At 38.1% G+C, this 20,904-nt stretch carries 17 protein-coding genes, 1 tRNA gene and 2 pseudogenes; 8 read left to right on the top strand and 12 right to left on the bottom strand.

The features are described 5' to 3' along the window. Positions 1-287 precede the first annotated feature (287 nt). A complete protein-coding gene (gltX, locus tag V3224_RS07900) occupies positions 288-1,712 on the top strand; it encodes a glutamate--tRNA ligase (RefSeq protein ID WP_334469755.1) in 1,425 nt (474 codons plus the stop codon). Between the two features lie 156 nt (positions 1,713-1,868). Then, positions 1,869-1,944, top strand: a tRNA-Ala gene (locus V3224_RS07895). Positions 1,945-1,996: 52 nt separating this feature from the next. Here V3224_RS07895 and V3224_RS07890 read toward each other — a convergent pair. The 4 genes from V3224_RS07890 to zipA form a co-directional block, all read right to left on the bottom strand. Then, entirely contained in the window at positions 1,997-2,212 is a 216-nt protein-coding gene (locus V3224_RS07890; protein ID WP_032114724.1) for a DUF3820 family protein, read from the bottom strand. Positions 2,213-2,300: 88 nt separating this feature from the next. Next, positions 2,301-3,485 (bottom strand): NupC/NupG family nucleoside CNT transporter, encoded by a 1,185-nt coding sequence (locus V3224_RS07885; protein WP_334469751.1) that lies wholly within the window; start codon positions 3,483-3,485, stop codon positions 2,301-2,303. A 212-nt stretch (positions 3,486-3,697) separates the two neighbouring features. Beyond that, positions 3,698-5,710 (bottom strand): NAD-dependent DNA ligase LigA, encoded by a 2,013-nt coding sequence (ligA, locus tag V3224_RS07880; RefSeq protein WP_334469749.1) that lies wholly within the window; start codon positions 5,708-5,710, stop codon positions 3,698-3,700. A gap of 66 nt (positions 5,711-5,776) precedes the next feature. Further along, the gene (gene zipA, locus V3224_RS07875) at positions 5,777-6,721 is read right to left on the bottom strand and encodes a cell division protein ZipA (protein ID WP_442890169.1); all 945 of its coding nucleotides are present in this window, start codon (positions 6,719-6,721) and stop codon (positions 5,777-5,779) included. Between the two features lie 221 nt (positions 6,722-6,942). On the opposite strand from zipA, the gene cysZ reads away from it, so the two are divergent. From cysZ to crr, 5 genes are all read left to right on the top strand, one after another. Continuing rightward, the gene (gene cysZ, locus V3224_RS07870) at positions 6,943-7,704 is read left to right on the top strand and encodes a sulfate transporter CysZ (protein ID WP_334469745.1); all 762 of its coding nucleotides are present in this window, start codon (positions 6,943-6,945) and stop codon (positions 7,702-7,704) included. A gap of 328 nt (positions 7,705-8,032) precedes the next feature. Further along, positions 8,033-9,010: a cysteine synthase A gene (gene cysK / locus V3224_RS07865; protein ID WP_334469743.1), complete on the top strand. Its 978-nt coding sequence runs from the start codon at positions 8,033-8,035 to the stop codon at positions 9,008-9,010. Between the two features lie 364 nt (positions 9,011-9,374). Beyond that, positions 9,375-9,632 (top strand): phosphocarrier protein Hpr, encoded by a 258-nt coding sequence (ptsH, locus tag V3224_RS07860; RefSeq protein WP_334469741.1) that lies wholly within the window; start codon positions 9,375-9,377, stop codon positions 9,630-9,632. Positions 9,633-9,772: 140 nt separating this feature from the next. After that, on the top strand, positions 9,773-11,500 hold the full coding sequence (gene ptsI / locus V3224_RS07855; RefSeq protein WP_334469739.1) for a phosphoenolpyruvate-protein phosphotransferase PtsI: 1,728 nt from the start codon (positions 9,773-9,775) through the stop codon (positions 11,498-11,500). Positions 11,501-11,554: 54 nt separating this feature from the next. Continuing rightward, a complete protein-coding gene (gene crr / locus V3224_RS07850) occupies positions 11,555-12,064 on the top strand; it encodes a PTS glucose transporter subunit IIA (protein WP_334469737.1) in 510 nt (169 codons plus the stop codon). An 81-nt stretch (positions 12,065-12,145) separates the two neighbouring features. Here the strand turns inward: crr and cysM are convergent. From cysM to V3224_RS07830, 4 genes and pseudogenes are all read right to left on the bottom strand, one after another. After that, positions 12,146-13,028: pseudogene (cysM, locus tag V3224_RS07845) on the bottom strand (cysteine synthase CysM). Between the two features lie 176 nt (positions 13,029-13,204). Further along, positions 13,205-13,267, bottom strand: a complete 63-nt coding sequence (locus V3224_RS07840; protein ID WP_334470349.1) for a DUF1131 family protein — start codon at positions 13,265-13,267, stop codon at positions 13,205-13,207. Beyond that, positions 13,254-13,808, bottom strand: coding sequence for a DUF1131 family protein (locus V3224_RS07835; protein WP_334469735.1), 555 nt, complete (start codon positions 13,806-13,808; stop codon positions 13,254-13,256). The genes V3224_RS07840 and V3224_RS07835 overlap by 14 nt, the downstream gene beginning before the upstream one ends. Positions 13,809-14,104: 296 nt before the next feature. Then, positions 14,105-14,539 carry a GNAT family acetyltransferase gene (locus V3224_RS07830; protein WP_032114735.1) on the bottom strand — a complete coding sequence of 145 codons (435 nt, stop codon included), beginning with the start codon at positions 14,537-14,539 and terminating at the stop codon, positions 14,105-14,107. A 725-nt stretch (positions 14,540-15,264) separates the two neighbouring features. On the opposite strand from V3224_RS07830, the pseudogene hemF reads away from it, so the two are divergent. Further along, positions 15,265-16,094 (top strand): annotated as a pseudogene (gene hemF, locus V3224_RS07825) (oxygen-dependent coproporphyrinogen oxidase). A 41-nt stretch (positions 16,095-16,135) separates the two neighbouring features. Here hemF and der read toward each other — a convergent pair. From der to hisS, 4 genes are all read right to left on the bottom strand, one after another. Further along, a complete protein-coding gene (gene der / locus V3224_RS07820; RefSeq protein WP_334469733.1) occupies positions 16,136-17,614 on the bottom strand; it encodes a ribosome biogenesis GTPase Der in 1,479 nt (492 codons plus the stop codon). Positions 17,615-17,741: 127 nt separating this feature from the next. Beyond that, complete coding sequence (bamB, locus tag V3224_RS07815) at positions 17,742-18,920, bottom strand: outer membrane protein assembly factor BamB (protein WP_334469731.1); 1,179 nt, start codon at positions 18,918-18,920, stop codon at positions 17,742-17,744. A gap of 13 nt (positions 18,921-18,933) precedes the next feature. Beyond that, positions 18,934-19,554, bottom strand: a complete 621-nt coding sequence (locus V3224_RS07810; protein ID WP_334469729.1) for a YfgM family protein — start codon at positions 19,552-19,554, stop codon at positions 18,934-18,936. 10 nt (positions 19,555-19,564) lie between these two features. Continuing rightward, the gene (hisS, locus tag V3224_RS07805; RefSeq protein WP_334469727.1) at positions 19,565-20,842 is read right to left on the bottom strand and encodes a histidine--tRNA ligase; all 1,278 of its coding nucleotides are present in this window, start codon (positions 20,840-20,842) and stop codon (positions 19,565-19,567) included. Positions 20,843-20,904 lie beyond the last annotated feature (62 nt).

Genomic DNA, 20,904 nt, shown 5'->3' with positions numbered 1-20,904 from the left:
GAGATAGTTCTGCATGAGTCAACGGTTTTTCTAAGGAAAATATCCGTTCGTTGCAAAATTAAGCAAGATGCCCCAAATATTATCGACGCTAAATAATATTTATTTAAACTTATTTAGTCTAGCTCCTATCAGCATAAATTAAGCAGTTTTACCATTAAATTAGCAAAATAAAGTATCATTATCGCGCTAACAGCATTGAGGAATTAAGTTGCAGTGATAAAATAACCAACTGTAAATTTATCACTAGACTAGATTCGATATAAAAAAAGATCATTAAGGCAATCCTAATGAATAAAATAAAAACCCGTTTTGCACCAAGTCCAACCGGTTATCTTCACGTCGGCGGTGCTCGTACCGCACTCTATTCATGGCTTTATAGTCGACATAATAACGGAGAGTTTGTCTTACGTATTGAAGACACCGATCTTGAGCGTTCAACACAAGAAGCCATTGACGCCATAATGGATGGAATGAACTGGTTAAGTTTAAATTGGGATGAAGGTCCTTACTATCAAACTAAACGCTTCGATCGTTATCATGCAGTTATCGATCAAATGCTTAGTGCAGGGACAGCTTATCGCTGTTACTGTTCTAAAACACGGTTAGACAATTTACGTGAAGAACAGATGGCTAGAGGCGAAAAACCACGTTACGATGGCTATTGCCGCTCGCATGCTCATAACCATACACCGAATGAACCTCACGTAGTGCGCTTTAGCAACCCCCAACAAGGCTTTGTTATTTTTGAAGACCAAATCCGTGGCCCAATTGAATTTAGCAATCTTGAGCTAGATGATCTCATTATACGCCGCACCGATGGCTCTCCTACCTATAATTTCTGTGTTGTTATTGATGACTGGGATATGAAAATCACCCATGTGATCCGTGGTGAAGATCATATTAATAATACCCCACGGCAAATTAACATATTAACCGCTCTCGGTGCGCCAATACCTGTATATGCGCATGTTTCAATGATCTTGGGTGATGATGGTAAAAAATTGTCTAAGCGTCATGGCGCAGTTAGTGTCATGCAATACCGAGATGATGGTTATCTACCAGAAGCCTTATTAAACTATTTGGTTCGTCTCGGGTGGTCCCATGGTGATCAAGAAAGTTTTAACCGCGAGGAAATGATCAGTTATTTTTCCTTAGATGCAATTAATAAATCCGCCAGTGCCTTTAATACTGATAAATTATCATGGCTGAATCATCATTATATCAATTCATTACCGGCAGAATATGTTGCTACTCACTTAGCATGGCACATTGAACAGCAAGGTATTGATACCCAAATTGGACCAAGCTTAGCAGATTTAGTTAAGCTTCTCGGTGAACGTTGTAAGACCTTAAAAGAAATAGCCAGTTCATGTCGCTATTTCTATCAGGATTTTGCTACATTCGACGGCGACGCCGCTAAAAAACATTTACGCCCGATAGCGCGCTTACCATTAGAAACCGTACGGACAAAATTGGCGGCTATTAGCAACTGGACATGTGAAAATGTTCATCATGCAATCGAAGCAACGGCTACAGAACTGGAAATTGGGATGGGTAAAGTGGGTATGCCTCTGCGGGTCGCTGTGACAGGAGCAGGTCAATCACCGAGTGTTGATGCCACTGTACATGCCATTGGCCAAAATCGTTCATTAAAACGCATTGATAACGCTTTGGTTTATATTAATGAGCGTGAAAATAGGGTTAGCGAATAAAATTAACTTAGCATAACGGCACATTTCACTGTGCCTTTTTTCTTAACACTAAGCTGTATGAGCATTTTTTCAACGGTTAAACACTATTTTCCTATTAATCGATTGACAGTCTTATTCAGCTTGCATATTATGCGCCCGTCCAATCGACTTTGTGTAGGGGCTATAGCTCAGCTGGGAGAGCGCTTGCATGGCATGCAAGAGGTCAGCGGTTCGATCCCGCTTAGCTCCACCAAATTTAAATTCTAGCCAATTTAGATTTAATCAATATTAAATTCCATTACTTACTATGAATGCTTTAGTGGCTTAACTAAGTTGTCTAGCCCTTCCACTTTGACTGTTAACGTCATTTCCATTAAATAACCTAGTCTTCCTTGAGGAAATTCACCTTTACGTGCAAACCAAAGTAAATATTCTTCGGGTAAATCAATCAAAACCCGTCCTTTGTATTTACCGAATGGCATAACGGTATTAGCAATATCGATCAGATCCTGTTTCTGCATGCAGAATTCCACTATATTATTGGTTAATAGAACCAAACACGGCATTCGTTAATCAAGAATGCCGCTTTGCAAACATACTGTCAAATTATCACAAAACTAATCCCGTTATTGCTGCCGATAAGAAACTGACTAGCGTGGAACCATATAATAATTTTAAGCCAAAGCTAGAGACAACATTTCCCTGCTTTTCATTGAGCCCTTTTATTGCTCCTGCAACAATGCCTATTGATGAAAAATTAGCAAAAGAAACTAAAAAGACCGACAAAATACCTACTGAACGAGGGGATAATTCAGCGGCAACTTGTTTCAAATATCCCATAGCGACAAATTCATTAGATACTAATTTGGTGGCCATAATACTACCGACTTTAAGTGCATCTTCAGCAGGTATACCCAAGATCCATGCTAATGGATAAAACACATAGCCTAAACAATCCTGAAAGCTTATTCCTATCACTGCACTGAAAATGGCGTTAATTCCAGCAATAATCGCAATAAATCCTATCAACATTGCCGCTACAATCAAAGCAACTTTAAAACCAGCCAGAATATATTCACCTAACATTTCAAAAAAACTTTGGCCATCATGAAGATGACTGACTTGAATATCTTCTTCTTCGTCAACCGAATAGGGATTAATTAATGATAGAATAATGAATGTACTAAACATATTCAGGATCAGCGCCGCAACGACATACTTAGGCTCAAGCATTCCCATATAGGCGCCTACAATCGCCATAGAAACCGTCGACATGGCTGTTGCTGCCATCGTATACATCCGACGTGGTGACATTCGACTCAATATATCTTTATATGCAATAAAGTTTTCTGACTGACCAAGGATTAATGAACTGACCGCATTAAAAGATTCCAGTTTTCCCATACCATTAACTTTAGCCAGTAATGTTCCTATTATTTTAATAATAAAAGGTAGCACTTTGATATGTTGCAGGATGCCAATTAAAGCTGAAACAAAAATAATTGGACATAATACTCGCAAAAAGAAGGTAGCGAGATTTGAGTCCATCATTCCACCAAATACAAAATCAGTTCCTGCTGCGGCATAAACCAATAAATAGTCAAAAAATTTAGCAAATCCAGCCACAAATCCCTGACCAATATCTGAATTGAGGAAGAACCAGGCTAATATTAACTCAATAACTAATAGTTGAAAAACATAGCGAATGCGAATACTAGCACGATCGCTACTGGTTAAAATCGATAACCCACCAATAAGAATAATGGATAAAAGAAAGTGAAAAACGGCAGACATAAATATTTCCAAGTAGGTTTTTAATTTAACAAATAGTTATATTATTTTATGTAATAGAAAATAATCGGGCGTGATTTTAATCACTAAAAACCGTATTAAGTGGGTAATTTAGTGATTTAACTTGCTGATAGCTAATTGATGATGAATAAAACGATTACGAAATCAAAGCAGTCAACATCCTGCGAATTACTACCTCGAAAAGCCATAAAAGATTAATGTTCTTGTAGTAACTCCATTAATTCATCCTCATTAATAATTTTTATTCCTAACTCATTTGCTTTTGCCAATTTAGAACCAGCAGCTTCACCTGCGATCACCAGATCGGTTTTTTTAGAAACACTGGCAGTGACTTTTGCGCCAAGTAATATTAACTTGTCTTTAAGCTCATCACGCGTTAAACGGTTTAATGTACCGGTTAAAACTAGTGTTTTGCCGGTAAATGAACTATTGGTTTTCTTAACTGGTATAGCTGGCCAGCTAATACCAATTTCATTCACTAACTCATTAACAACATCGCGATTATGTTGTTCGTGAAAAAAATTAATAATATGCTTTGCTACTACCTCGCCAACATCGGGTACTGTTTTTAGCGACTCTATATCTGCTGATATGAGTGAAGTTAACGTCGCATAATGTGTCGCCAAATTGCCCGCCGTTGCTTCGCCAACTTCCCGAATACCCAACGCATAAATAAAGCGAGCTAATGTGGTTTGTTTGGATTTATCAAGCGCATTAATTAGATTTTGTGCAGATTTTGGCCCCATACGCTCTAATCTGGCTAAAATATCAGGATTTAAACAGTAAAGATCGGCCGCTGTCTTTACATACTCTTTATCAACCAATTGATCAATAATCTTATCACCCATGCCCTCAATATCCATTGCTCGGCGCGAAACAAAGTGCTTCAAGGCACCCTTACGTTGTGCGGCACAAATTAAACCACCAGTACAACGGATCACAGCCTCACCTTCGATACGTTCAATGGCTGAACCACAAACCGGGCAGTGAATAGGAAACCGAATTTCTCTGCTATCAGTAGAACGTCTTTCAGTGAGCACATTAACAATCTGCGGGATCACATCACCCGCTCTGCGAATAACGACGGTATCCCCAATGCGTATACCTAAACGTTCTATCTCATCAGCATTGTGCAATGTTGCATTGCTTACCGTGACGCCTGCAACCTGAACAGGCTCTAATCGGGCAACCGGTGTAATAGCACCGGTACGTCCTACTTGAAATTCAACATCATACAATAAAGTTATCTGTTCTTGAGCGGGAAATTTAAATGCCGTAGCCCAACGAGGAGCTCGAGCGACAAAACCAAGCTCTTCTTGCAGCGACAACGGATCCACTTTAACAACGACACCATCGATATCAAAACCTAAGCCTAAACGCTCTTGCTCAATTTGATGGTAATAGGCTAAAACTTGTTGGCTATTTTGGCAAAGCGCTACCTTATCACTAACGGGTAAGCCCCATTTTTTAAACTGCATTAGACATTGATATTGGCTAGCCGGCAATTGTCCGCCCGCTAACAAGCCGAAACCATAACAAAAAAAGGCTAATGGCCTTTTGGCAGTAATACGAGGATCAAGCTGACGTAATGAGCCTGCTGCGGCATTACGTGGATTGGCAAAAATTTTACCATCATTACGCCGAGCTTCCTCATTCAGTTTTTCAAAACCGCGATGAGTCATAAAAACTTCACCACGAATTTCAATATGCGCAGGAATATTATCGCCGGTCAAACGGAGCGGAATTGCTCGAATGGTACGAATATTAGCCGTAATATTTTCGCCTGTTATACCATCACCACGCGTCGCAGCCTGCACCAGCTCGCCATGTTCATATAACAGGCTAACCGCCAAACCATCTAATTTAAGTTCACAACAAAATGTCAACTGGCTATTATTTTTTAAACGATCATGTACTCGTTTATCAAAGGCTAAATAACTCTCTTCATCAAAAACGTTATCTAATGACAGCATCGGTATTTCATGGCGTACCTGCTCAAAAGCCGTTAATGGCGCAGCACCAACCCGTTGTGTTGGCGAATCAGCAGTAATCCATTCTGGATGCTCAGCCTCCAATTTTTTCAATTCCTGCATCATCCGATCATATTCTGCATCGGGTATTTCAGGCGTATCTAATACATGATAAAGATATTCATGATGCCGTAATTGCTGTTTAAGCCGAGCAAGATAATTTTGTTGTTCTTTCATTATTCACCATACAACTAAAGACAAAACCCCCGCTATCACGGGGGTTGATTACTAATCATCTAATATTTAAGTTAATGCTTTTCTAATTCGGCTATGATATTCCTCTATCATTTGGGGTGTCAGCATTTTGCGATCCTCATCAAGCACGACACCACCAACATCAGCCGCAATACGTTGTGCTGCTTGCAACATCAATTTGAAGTTTTGTCCTGAGTCACCATATGAAGGTACCATCATAAATATAGATATACCCGGAGTGGTGAAATCAGACATGGCCTCTGGCTCAAAAGAACCGGGTTTCACCATATTGGCTAAGCTAAATAAAATCTGCCCAGAACCAGAAGGATCAACATGACGATGAAAGATCTGCCTTTCACCAAACTGAAAACCCGATTGAAAAATACTTTGTAACAACAGATCACCGCCTAAAACTTGACCTTGCAGTGCCGCAACATGTAAAACAACAACAATATCCTTTTTATCAGCTTCATCAGCTAAGTTACTTTGTTGTTTTTCACCATCAGGATGTTCAACTCCACCAACAGCCTGTTGGCTGCTTTCTCCTGTGTTTGCTACGAAAGCGTCTTCCCTTTCTTCACTATTAATTGAATTTAGCGCAGGCTCAGAAATCTCAAGTTCAAGCTGTTTAGTCTGAACGCTCTTTTCTTGCTTAGCACGAGATCCAATTTCTACTTCAGTATCAGCTAGATGTGGATCATCGTTAGGTGTTTTCACTACCTTAGATGATTCAGATTTTCGGGAAGCAAATTGTTCATTTGCCTTCTGACTAGTCAATTTAGATGCTGATTGTTGTGCCTCCATCATTTTATCGCCAAGGGATGGATCGCCTGCACTCTCAGGTGTATACTGACTATGTTGTTTACGGCGCTTCATAGGGCGATCTTTAAATAGCTTCGAACGCTCTTTACCACCTGTCCAAAAGCCATGTAACAGTAAAGCTATTATAGCTATCGCACCAACGACCACTAATATTAGACGCAAATCCTGCATCGCTCTATCTCTGTTGTTTGAAAAAATAATCGCCACCATGGCGGTATCATTATATTAAGAGTATTTGCCAATAACGTTAAGTGCAACCCTCTACATAATTTTCTTACAAAAAGTTAGATATTTATTCTTTTTTCGCTGTTTTTTTAGCCAACAAAAGACTAGCCAGCTAAAAATCCTATCTACATGATACAAGATCAAACCTAAAGGAGATAATATGAAGTATGATTAATTCAATAAAATCACTAAAAACTGCGAATGGTTTCTATTATTTTGCTCAGGGATGGCAGCTAGTTACTCGTCCAGGTATAAGACGTTTTGTTATCTTACCCTTATTAGCAAATATTATTTTACTCGGTAGTGCCTTTTGGTGGCTTTATAGCAAATTAGGCGATTGGATCCAAACATTACTTTCTTATGTTCCCAGTTGGATGCAGTGGTTAAGTTATCTAATATGGCCTATTGCGGTGCTCTCTATTTTACTTATATTTGGCTACTTCTTTAGTACTATCGCCAATTTTATTGCTTCTCCTTTTAATGGCTGGTTAGCTGAAAAATTGGAAGCCGAATTAACAGGAACTCCCGCGCCCGATACCAGTTTTGCGGTACTTATTGCCGACATACCGCGGATCTTAGCGCGGGAAGTAACAAAATTATGTTACTACCTTATTCGTGTTATTCCGTTGCTGATCCTGTTTTTCATTCCCGGTATTGCTCAGACAATCGCACCAATTTTATGGTTTTTATTTGGTGCTTGGATGATGGCAATTCAATATTGTGATTATCCTTTTGATAACCATAAAGTAAAATTTGATCAAATGAAGTTGGCACTTGCCAATAATCGAACAACCAGTATCCAGTTTGGTGCAATAGTCAATTTGCTGACGATGATCCCTATTATCAATTTGGTTATCATGCCCGTCGCAATCTGCGGTGCAACAGCAATGTGGGTTGATCTCTACCGTCTGAAACATAACCGTCATTAACTCAAACGCTGAAGTTAGCTAAAATTTCTTACCCTAACTTCAGCTATCTCAGATAGTAATAATAATCAAAATAAATGATTGTGGCATATTTGATGTTAGTATCCGCAGTCAACATAAAAATTAAGCTTAATTTACTAAAAAATAGTTATTAGTTACCACCAAATATCCCGTTATATCAGTTAGTAAAAATTAATCAAAGCGACGATAAACACCTGTGCGATATAACGATAGGATAAATTTTTATTTCCAAAATAATTCGCTTAGCGTATGGTGATTAGTACTATATTTGAGCATGTTTATAGCTTCTGAAAAATAGTAAGGACGATCGATGAGCAACATCTTTGAAGATAACTCGCTAACTATTGGTCATACTCCATTAGTTCGTTTGAAACACTTTGGTAACGGAAATTTGTTAGCAAAAATCGAATCACGTAACCCAAGTTTTAGCGTAAAATGCCGCATTGGTGCCAATATGATTTGGGACGCAGAAAAAAAAGGTCTGTTAACCCCTAAACTAGACAAATTGACAACCAATAAAACTTTAATCGAGCCGACCAGTGGCAATACCGGAATTGCCCTGGCTTACGTTGCCGCTGCGCGTGGATATAAGCTTACCTTGACCATGCCTGAAACTATGAGCCTTGAGCGGCGTAAATTATTAAAAGCGCTTGACGCTAATTTAGTCCTAACTGAAGGTGCTAAGGGCATGAAGGGCGCCATTGAAAAAGCCATCGAAATTGTTGCCACTGCTCCGGATCGTTATCTTCTTTTGCAACAATTTAATAATCCAGCCAATCCTGAAATTCACCAAAAAACAACTGGACCTGAAATTTGGCAAGATACTGATGGTGAGATAGCCGCTGTCGTGGCTGGAGTTGGTACCGGTGCTACAATTACTGGCATCGGCCGTTATCTAAAAAAGAAAGCAGGCGGTGAAGCCATTAAAATGATTGCTGTCGAGCCAGCCGCATCGCCAGTAATAAGCCAGACATTAGCTGGCCTAGAAATAAAACCTGGTCCACATAAAATCCAAGGCATAGGTGCTGGTTTTATCCCTGATAACCTGGATCTTGCTCTTATTGATGATGTGTTTGCTATTAGCGATGACGAAGCGATACAAACCGCTCGGCTAATTATGCAAAAAGAAGGTATTTTAGCCGGTATATCATCAGGCGCTGCAGTTGCCGCAGCAGTAAAATTAGCGGCAAAACCGGCATTTCAAAATAAGAATATTGTGGTTATTTTACCTTCTTCCGGTGAACGTTATTTGAGTACAGATTTATTTTCTGCTGCCAATGCAAGCTAATGACTATTTTTGCGCACAATTAGCTAAAAAAGCGCTTTAAAAGTGCTTTTTTTGTGTCGTAGATCAAAGTTTAGTGTGTATTAAGATGATTTCTTGAAACGAGTTTAGTATTTAAGTCATTAATTATTTCGACAATCGAAATTAATCAAAAAATAAGCAGTGAAAATTTACAAATAGGGCATAAACTAGGCAAATTAACATGTCTGGCTCTATAATGTCGATATACATAAAATTTATGTTTGATAATGGAAAAAAACGTTTTTCTTTTATTATCACTGAAAAGTAATACGCAAATCCAGATTATTTCAGCTAAAATATTTTCGATTTACTAATAAAAAATATTAAGTTTGTTGAGGGAAAAAATATGTTCCAACAAGAAGTCACCATCACAGCACCTAATGGTCTTCACACTCGCCCGGCGGCTCAGTTTGTCAAAGAGGCAAAAAGTTTTTCTTCTGAAATTACACTTTCCTATAACGGAAAATCTGCGAGCGCTAAAAGTTTATTTAAACTACAAACACTCGGCCTGAGTCAAGGAACTGTTGTCACTATTTCTGCTGAAGGTGAAGATGAGCAGAAAGCAGTAGAACATCTAGTTAAACTAATGGCCGAATTGGAGTAATGACATACGGGCAATATAACATTTATTTTCTATTTTTTATCCCTGGATATCTTTATCTGGCGATATCTATTTAACCATAAGTATCAAAGCCAGTCCTATGAGCTAGCTATTTTTCGCCCATTGGTAGTAAGGTAACATTTATGATTTCAGGAATTTCAGTATCACCAGGTATCGCCTTCGGCAAGGCATTAATTCTTAAAGAAGCGCCAATTGTTGTCAATCAAAAGAAAATTTCTGACGCCCAAATTGACAGTGAAATTAACCGTTTTATTGCTGGACGCGAAAAAGCAATAGCACAATTAAAAACGATAAAAAAAACCGCAGAAAAAAATCTTGGTGAAGAAAAAGCGGAAATATTTGAAGGTAATATAATGCTGCTTGAAGATGAAGAACTTGAGCAGGAAATTTTTTCTTTCATCAAAAAAGAGCACAAAACTGCGGATGCTGCAGCCCAAAAAGTGATTGAAGAACAAGCCACAGCATTAGAAGAATTGAATGACGAATACCTCAAGGAACGTGCCGCTGACGTCAGAGATATTGGTAAACGCCTGCTAAAAAATATTTTAGGGTTGCCTATTGTTGATCTTGGTTCAATTACAGAAGAAGTCATTTTGGTTGCGGCAGATCTTACCCCGTCTGAAACCGCACAATTAAACTTGAAGAAAGTACTTGGCTTTATTACTGATATAGGCGGACGCACTTCTCATACTTCAATTATGGCCAGATCGCTGGAAATTCCGGCTATTGTTGGCACAAGCAATGCAACGAAGAACATCCAACCAAACGATTATCTTGTTTTAGATGCTCTCAATAATCATTTTTATCAAAATCCATCTGATAGTGAGATTGACAAGCTTAAACAAATTAAAGATGAGTATTTACGTGAAAAAAGTGAGCTCGCAAAATTGAAAGATTTGCCCGCAATAACTTTAGATGGTCATCAAGTTGAAGTTTGCGCAAATATTGGTACTGTACGTGATGTAGAAGGTGCTGAGCGTAATGGTGCTGAAGGTGTGGGTCTGTACCGTACTGAATTTCTGTTTATGGATCGCAATAATTTACCTAGCGAAGAAGAACAATTTCAAGCTTATAAAGCGGTTGCAGAAGCTATGGGGCCACAGGCTATTATTATTCGTACCATGGATATTGGTGGGGATAAAGATCTTCCCTATATGAACCTACCGAAAGAAGAAAATCCTTTTCTTGGTTGGCGAGCAATTCGTATTTCCCTTGATCGCAAAGAAATCCTACACGTTCAATTACGTGCTATTTTAAGAGCCTCTGCCTTCGGCCATCTACGTATTATGTTTCCCATGGTCATTTCTGTGGAAGAAATTCGCACCTTAAAAGAAGAGCTAGCTATACTTAAACAGCAATTAACCGAGGAAAAGCACGCTTTCGATCAGTCGATTGAAGTTGGGATTATGATTGAAACACCAGCAGCTGCGGTTATTGCGCATCATTTAGCAAAAGAAGTCGATTTTTTTAGCATCGGAACCAATGATCTAACACAGTATACCTTAGCGGTTGATCGCGGAAATGATCTGATTTCTCACCTTTATAATCCAATGTCTCCTTCAGTGTTAAAACTTATTAAACAAGTTATTGATGCTTCTCATGCAGAAGGGAAATGGACAGGTATGTGTGGTGAGCTTGCTGGTGATGAACGTGCTACACTATTATTACTTGGTATGGGATTAGATGAATTTAGTATGAGTGCAATCTCAATCCCAACTATTAAAAAAATTATCCGAAATGCAAATTTCAAAGATGCAAAAACATTAGCAGAACAAGCTCTTAATCAACCGACAGCGAAGGAATTGATGGATTTGGTTGAAACATTTATTAAAGAAAAAACACTTTGCTAAAATCATCAACCAACTCTTGACCCCATAAGAAAACAATTAATTAGGAGAAGATCCATGGGTCTGTTTGACAAACTCAAATCACTGGTTTCAGATGATAAAAATAGCACTGGCAATATTGATATTATTGCGCCAATTTCAGGTGAAGTTGTTAATATAGAAGATGTTCCAGATGTTGTTTTTGCCGAGAAAATTGTTGGTGATGGCATTGCTATCAAGCCTACTGGTAACAAAATTGTTGCTCCAGTTGATGGAACTATTGGTAAAATATTTGAAACGAACCATGCATTTTCTATCGAATCAGATAATGGTATTGAGTTATTTGTCCATTGCGGTATTGATACAGTTGAATTAAAGGGTGAAGGATTCACCCGCATAGCAGAGGAAGGACAAAAAGTACAAAAAGGAGATTTAGTGCTTGAACTTGATCTTCCTCTATTAGAAGAAAAAGCAAAATCGACATTAACACCTGTAGTCATTTCTAATATGGATGAAATAAAAGAACTAACTAAATTTAGTGGCTCTATTGTTGTAGGTGAAACCGTTATTATGCAGATCAAAAAATAAACTACCATTCTTCCCTATTTCGCTATTTAATAACAATGATTGTTTACTATAAACAACTATTTATCTTTGATATTATTTAATTCAATTAAATAATCCAGTGGAAAGATAACGATCCCCTCGGTCACAAATAATAGTCACAATAACTGCCCCGGGGTTCTGTTTAGCAACGCGTAATGCCCCTGCCACAGCGCCTCCTGAACTAACACCACAAAAAGATACCTTCATCTATTGCTAGGCTCTTCATCATTTGTTCTGCTTCTATCTGAGTGATATCCAATATTCTATCAACTTGTGCAGATCTGAATATACTTGGAATATAATCTTGAGACCAGCGCCGAACCCCTGGAATATAGCTATTTTCTGCTGGTTGCAAACCGATAATTTCTATTTTATTTGATTTAGATTTTAAATATTGGCTGACACCGGTAATTGTTCCAGTTGTCCCCATACTTGAGACAAAATGCGTGATCCGCCCTGCTGTCTGACGCCAAATTTCAGGGCCTGTCGTCATAAAATGGGCTAATGGATTATCAAAATTATTAAATTGATCAAGCACTTTACCTTCATTTCGAGATTGCATCTCTAATGCACGATCACGAGCCCCTTCCATCCCTTCCGCTTCACTAACCAAAACTATTTCAGCACCATAAGCTCGTATCACTGACTGACGTTCAACACTCATATTTTCCGGCATTAATAATTTTAGTTTATATCCCTTTATGGTGGCTATCATTGCCAATGCGATCCCTGTATTACCACTAGTTGCTTCAATTAAGGTATCACCAGGTGTAATTTGACCTCGTTTTTCTGCTTGCTGGATCATAAAAAGGGCAGCTCTATCTTTGACTGAACCGGCAGGATTATTACTCTCTAGTTTTACCCAAATTTCAGCATCCCTATTTTTAGTCAATCTTTTTAGCTTAACTAGTGGCGTATTACCAATAAATTTTTCCAAATAATCCACATTATTTACCTAATTATTTTTATTATAAAGAATAAAACAACGCTAATAGCAACATAAACAACAAAAATAGCTGATAGTCCTTGCAACAAAGTTATAATATGCAACTTTGATTAAAGGATTTAAACAATTCAATTTTTATGTCATACCTTGATATAATTTATTACTAAATTAAATCATTATTGTGCAGACCAAATAATACCACTTACTTTCCAATTAGCTAAAACATCAGTTGATGGCACTAGATTTTTGGGACCCACTCGATTTGCCAGTAAAACGATAAGTAACATGGCTAGATTGAGGAGAAACACAATTAGTTAACATATTGGTTTGCTTTGAATCAGGGTAACAACTACCTTGCACTGCGTTTTGATAGATTTGCGAGAATAGTGTTCCTATTTTTGTATCCCATACTGTTTTAATATCTTCATCCACGATTTCGATTCGCTTAACTTCCCCATTCTCAACACCATAAATAACTATCTTTTCTTGAAAATTATTTATACCTTGGAAAAGAGACATTAATTGCCCCTGCTCAATTTGCATTCCAGAGCGAAAATGGTATCGGTTATTTAACGCTGCTGCAATAATCTGCTCTTCCATCGGGGTCATTTTATTAATCTGACCAACTCCGGTAGCGGAAATTTTAACTGAACTGGCAAACCAATTCATTGGATATAAACTTGACCATGAAATACTGCTACATCCGGTTAGTGATAATAGACTTGTTGCAAATGACACTTTTAACCAAAATAATCGGCTGTTGCCAAAAAGTTGTGGCATAAAAAACCCCTTAAAATTAATTTACAATATAATAAAAAAAGTAAAAATATTAATAATTTTATTTAAAATTTGTTTATAATGTGTGAAATTAGCAGCGTGATAGAATACAAGTTAATAATCTACAAAAAAGTAAGTAAAACAAGTTATTTTCCAAATAAAGATGAAATTAACTTTTATTAATCTGACAGTTTAAAAATAATCCACTAATACCGATAAAAAATTTTCACAAAAAATAAATTAATAAAATTTTATATCAAAAAAGATAAATATTGGTATCATCAAATTAATTGCATTAATCACTCAAACGCTTGATCATCAATTAATCGTTTAGTGTATAAAATATTTTCCTGTTGTAACTCTTCGTAAGCCATTTTCTCACACATACAGATGGTAGCGTCATTCTCTTCAGGTACTAAAAACATAATTTGTGGGCAACCTTTAGCAATTAATTTTTTTTCTAAACGACTAATTAATGCATTGGCAATCCCTCTACCACGGTATTCAGGGTGCACCGCTAAATAATAAGCAGATCCTTGATAACCATCGTATCCTCCCATGATGGTACCAACAACTTCACCTGCCATTTCAGCAACTAAAAAAAGATCTGCCCCCGATAACATTTTACGCTCGATATCTGCTTCAGGATCTCTATCTGTTTGAATTAGCTGACAAAGCCCCCATAATGTGATAATTTCTTCGAAATCATCTTGTTGAAAGGTTCTTATTTCCATATTTTTTTACCTACTTAGTGAAGAATAAAGATTGGCATTCTTATTATCTAAACAAGAATGATGGTAGCAAAATAAAATGAATAAGATAGCGCTGAAAATGTTGATTTTATACTCCATGAATCATTATTTCACTTTTAAATAATTTAATTTATTTACAATAAAATCATATGGTTATTACGTAAATTTATTATTCTGTTTATTTAACACCGCTCTACTTGGCTTTTCAATAGCAAATAATTAAAATTTACTAAAATAATAATACCAACACTAAATAATGTAAGAATTTTATTGGCTAAAATTCATTTTATATTAAATCCATTCCATTCTGACAATAAGAGAATAGATAAATACTTCTGCTTTTTAGCCGAAATTGGGTTGTGGTTAACTTTACTAACCGACAATTATAGTATTAACCATAGACTTAAACTGCCAACAACGACAGTTTTTGAATAGACTATAATTAGCTTACTTGATTCACTGATACATGCATAACTCTACTATTAATATTTATAGGCGGTCATGCTGAATATTTTGCTATCGTTATTGCAATACTAACAGATCCAATCAATAACAAAATGTATTCAGACCGTATTGAGTGTATAATTAACCGCTAATCTACTACTCTAATAATAATCAAAAGCAATGTTATGAATATACCTGATATTAATGCAGTGAAGGCACTTCTTCTCACTTTGCAAGATAAGCTCTGTCAGCAATTTGAACATATCGATAACACCGCAAAATTTGCCCAACATAACTGGCAACATAAACAAAAAGGTGGCGGTCGTAGCCGTATATTAAAAAATGGGACGATTTTTGAGCAAGTAGGAGTCAATTTTTCCCATATAAGTGGTGAGCATTTACCTGCTTCTGCCACAGAAAATCGTCCAATACTGGTAGGTCGTCGCTATCAAGCAATGGGAGTTTCTTTAGTTACTCATCCACTCAATCCTTATATTCCAACAGCCCATGCTAATGTCCGTTTTTTCATTGCAGAAAAACCAGGTGAACCATCAGTATGGTGGTTTGGTGGTGGATTTGATTTAACTCCCTATTATGGCTTTGAAGAAGATATTATACACTGGCACAAGATTGCGCAGTCTCTATGTTTACCTTATGGAAAAGAAATTTATCCCAACTATAAAAAATGGTGTGATCGCTATTTTTTTATCAAACATCGCAATGAGCCACGCGGGGTTGGCGGCCTTTTCTTTGACGATTTAAACCAACCCGATTTTACTACCTGCTTTCACTTTACTCAGGATATTGGCAATGGTTTTCTTAAGGCGTATTTACTATTGTTGAAAAAAGAAAACAGACAGCTTGGAGTGAACGCGAGCGCCAATTTCAATTATGCCGCCGAGGACGTTATGCAGAATTTAATCTGGTATGCGATCGTGGAACCCTGTTCGGGCTGCAGACTGGCGGTAGAACAGAATCAATTTTAATGTCCTTACCACCACTAGCACGCTGGGAATATAACTATCATCCTGAGTCCAATTCAGATGAAGAAAAACTTTATAATCATTTTTTAATCGAAAAAGAGTGGGTATAAATATTAGTAACACACTTATTTTTTAAGTGTGCAATTTGTTATTAACGTTTTTTAAGATGGGCAATTAGACGCTTACGTAGCTGCATTGGTGTCAATTTATTTTTCTTGCCGGCATAAGGATTAGCGCCTTCTTTAAATTGAATACGAATCGGTGTCCCCATAACCTGTAATGTGCGACGAAAATAGTTCATTAAATAACGTTTGTAAGAATCGGGTAATTCAGCAACTTGATTGCCATGGATGACCACAATCGGTGGATTATAACCGCCGGCATGAGCATATTTCATTTTCACTCTGCGACCTCGTATCAGGGGTGGCTGATGTTCTTCTTCTGCCATCTTCATAATACGTGTTAATAAGGCTGTACTTACTCGCCGTGTTGCCGATTCATAAGCTTCATGGATAGACTCAAATAAATTACCAACACCACTACCATGCAACGCTGAAATAAAATGCACTTTAGCGAAATCAATAAAACCTAATCGCAAATCCAGCATATCTTTAACCGATTGACGATCCTCTTGCGACATGCCATCCCACTTATTGACTACAATCACCAGAGAACGCCCTGCATTCAAAATAAAACCTAATAATGATAAGTCTTGATCAGAAATACCCTCTCTGGCATCAATAACCAGTAAAACAACATTAGCATCTTTAATTGATTGCAACGTTTTGATCACCGAAAATTTTTCGACCGTTTCAGTTATTTTTCCGCGCTTACGCACACCCGCTGTATCAATCAGTATATATTCACATCCATCCCGTTCCATCGGAATATAAATGCTATCCCGCGTTGTACCTGGCATATCATAAACAACTACTCGATCCTCGCCCAAAATACGGTTAGTTAAGGTTGATTTACCAACATTTGGCCGACCAACAATCGCTAACTTAACCGGTAGTGAACGCGGATCAAAGGCTTCTTCTTCACTATTATTATCAAGCGCCTCTTTCTCTTCCTGAGCAAGCCAATAAGCTGCATTAGCCTCCTCTGGCGACAATTCAATATCATTGGCTGATTTTTGCGGCGAATAGGGAGAAACCACTTTTTCAATCAGTTGAGTAACACCACGTCCATGAGATGCGGCAATGGGATAAATATCCTTGATCCCAAGTGCATAAAAATCACCTAAAACTGTATCGATATCCAAACCATCAGTTTTATTTGCGACCAGGTAACTATCCTTTTTGCGACTGTGCAAATGTTTCGCAATCTCATAATCTGCCGGCATCAATCCTGAACGAGCATCAACCATAAAAAAAACAATATCAGCTTCTTCAATCGCTAGTAAGGATTGAGAAGCCATATGGGTTTCTATCCCCTCTTCTGAACCATCGATACCACCGGTATCAATAATAATGAATTCCTGTCCAGCAAACTCTGCTGTGCCGTATTTTCGGTCACGGGTTAAACCAGGAAAATCAGCAACCAGCGCATCCCTAGTTCGAGTTAATCGGTTAAATAAGGTAGATTTTCCTACATTTGGACGCCCTACTAGCGAAATGACAGGTATCATTTTTAAGATGCCTCATAAAAATTAAAATCGGTATTCTGATTCCAATCTTCAGAATACTAAAAAATAAAACGGCTGCGAAAATCAGCAGCCGTTAATTCTATCTGGAAAATAAGAAAATGTCAGGCAATTAACGTTCAATCAGATATACAGTTCCATCTTTTGCCTGAATAAGTAATTTATCACTGGCAATAATCGGACGGCTGCGTAAGCCCGAACTATCAACTTTATTTTGTGCCACAAATTGACCATCTTGGGTATCTAACCAATGAAGATAACCTTCACCATCGCCAACTACTAAATAACCATCATAAATAGCCAGTGCGGTCAAATTGCGATGTAATAAAGCATCTTGTGTCCATAAAGTGACACCATCATTTTTACGAATGGCCAGCACACGATCATTTTGATCAACTAAGTAGATAATATCATTGGTGACAATAATATCATTCACCGTGCCTAGATGACGCTTCCAGATAATTTGGCTAGAGCGCATATCCATTGCAACTAAATCACCATTATACGCAATAGCAAAGATAGCGCCTGAATTAGTATCAATAACCGGCGTCATATTAACATCGTGTAAACGATCAATTTCCGTTGCGCCACGGATCTGAGAAATATATTGTTGCCAGACAATCTGCCCTTGAGCAAGCATTATGGCACTAATACGACCACCATCACTACCAACAATCGCGACGCCATAAGCAGTAGCTGGCGCTGACTTTCCTCTTACTGATAATGTCGAGGTGTCTAAATTAATACTCCATTTACTTTGTCCAGTCTGTGCATCTAACGCTTGTAACACACCGTTACTGGTATGAATCAATACCAAACCGTCACTCACTACTGGCTGCGAAAGTGCTTCTCCGGCAACATCTGTTTCCCATGCCATTTCTCCATCGGCTTTATTCAATGCGATAACTTTGCCAGTTTCTGTCCCTATATAAAGCTTATCTCCTGAAACCGTTAATCCGCTGGAAAGTAAGGCCGGCAAATTAGCCGTGAAAAAACCAACATGTTCTGATAAATCAATTGACCATAGTATCTCACTTGAATCAACATCCATTGCTTTCACCGTTCCTTTACGATCGGCTGCATAAACAACAGAATCATCGTAAGCCGTTGAAAGTTGAGAATAATATTTTCCACTACCATCCCCTATCGAGCGATGCCAGATGATAGAAGGGGTAAATTGATTGTCAACCTCAGGTAAAGGAGACATTACGATAGAATCTTTTTCCGTTGAGCATCCCATTAATAAAGTCATTGCCAACAAACCAACCAAGAGCGTTCTAGCCAATTGCATGTTAATATTCCTCTTAGTTTGGCAAGCTATTAATTTTTATTTTTAATATTGTCTTCATCATTTCAGCTCCACTTGATTCAATTCCTTTAGAATAAGCTGCACGGGCGCCAGCAACATCACCTTTTTTCAATAATATATCGCCACGAATATCTTCAACAATCGTACTCCATCCTTTATCCTGTACTTGAGTCAAAGTAATCAGTGCTTGATCTGTCTTGTTCAAAGTTAACTGTACGCGTGCCAATCTGACATTGATCAAATCTTTAAGATTATCTAATTTTGCTACTGCTAATGCCTTTAGTAATGCTTTTTCTGCACCAGCAATATCACTCTTTTCCACCGCAATTTTGGCAAGTTCAATATTGGTCAATACACCATAAATATTGTTTGTTTCATTAGCAAATTGTTCGCCAGCAGCCAGTGCTTGTTTTGAACCTGTCTGCAATTGAGATGAAATTTGTTCAAAGGCTTGAGCACTTTCTTGCAAACGATTTGCCTGATGTGATTGCCAATAATTCCAACCAATAATCGCGCCAACTCCGACAGCTAACCCAATTACTAACGCTTTGCCATTGTTAACAAAAAAGCGTTTAATAGCATCTACCTGCTCGTTTTCAGTGGTATAGACTTCCACAGAGTCTCCTTTAACCTAAAAGTTCAACCAAACGTACAGCAACATTCTGCTGAGAAATTTTTTCCTGTTCGCCGGTACGCAAATCTTTTATTGTGACTTCATCCGATTGACACTCATCTTCACCTAAAATTAGGGCAATTTTCGCCTGATGTTTATCAGCGCGAGCTAACTGTTTTTTAAAGTTACCTCCACCATGATGAGTCATTAATTTCAAAGCTGGCAATTTATCGCGAATTTTTTCAGCCAGGACTAATATTGCCTGTTGACTTGCCTCACCACAAGCAACCAAATAAACATCAACTAAGGTACAGTCAGCAACAAAACCTGGATTAAGCTGTTGCACCAATAACACCATGCGCTCCATTCCCATCGCAAAACCTACCGCGGTGGTCGTCCGCCCGCCGAGCTGCTCGACCAGACCATCATAGCGACCGCCGGCGCATACCGTACCCTGCGCACCTAATGCATCAGTAACCCACTCAAATACAGTACGATTATAATAATCTAAACCACGAACTAAACGTTGATTAATTCGATATTGAACGCCTGCTACATCAAGTAATTTACAAAGTCCAGTAAAATGTTGTTTCGAATCATCGTCAAGATAATCAGCAAGTAATGGCGCATCATTAAGCAGTTTTTGCACATCAGGATTTTTTGAATCAAGGATGCGTAACGGATTAGTCGACAGTCGACGTCGGCAATCTTCATCCAATTTATCTTCATACTGTTGCAAAAAAGTGACTAATGCCTGACGATATTTTGCGCGCGCCGCTAATGAACCAATCGAATTTAATTCCAGTGAAACATGGTTAGCGATCCCCAACTCACGCCACCAACGTGCTGTCATCATGATAAGTTCGGCATCAACATCGGGCCCGGCTAAACCAAAAACTTCTGCACCTAACTGATGGAATTGACGATAACGCCCTTTCTGTGGCCGCTCATAACGAAACATCGGGCCTAAATACCAGAGACGTTGTTGCTGATTATACAATAAACCATGTTCGATCCCAGCGCGTACACAACCAGCTGTATTCTCTGGACGCAGTGTTAAGCTGTCACCATCCCGGTCATCAAAGGTATACATCTCTTTCTCAACCACATCAGTGACCTCACCTATTGCGCGAGAAAATAATGAGGTTTGCTCTACGATGGGAGTTCGAATCTCACTAAAACCATAACTAGCAAGGATTTGTTTTAATTTGCTTTCAATTTTTTGCCAGAATTGAATATCGGCAGGAAGAAAGTCATTCATACCGCGAATAGATTGAATGTTTTTAACCACGTTATTTCTCTATTTAAAAATCTATCATAATATGGATTATAAAAGTGAATATTAACAGGGTG

The sequence above is a fragment of the Arsenophonus sp. PmNCSU2021_1 genome (assembly GCF_036919435.1).
In the GTDB taxonomy this organism is placed as follows: domain Bacteria; phylum Pseudomonadota; class Gammaproteobacteria; order Enterobacterales; family Enterobacteriaceae; genus Arsenophonus; species Arsenophonus nilaparvatae.
The sequence above is the reverse complement of the archived record's forward strand: the minus strand, read 5'-3'. Positions and strand labels throughout refer to the sequence as shown.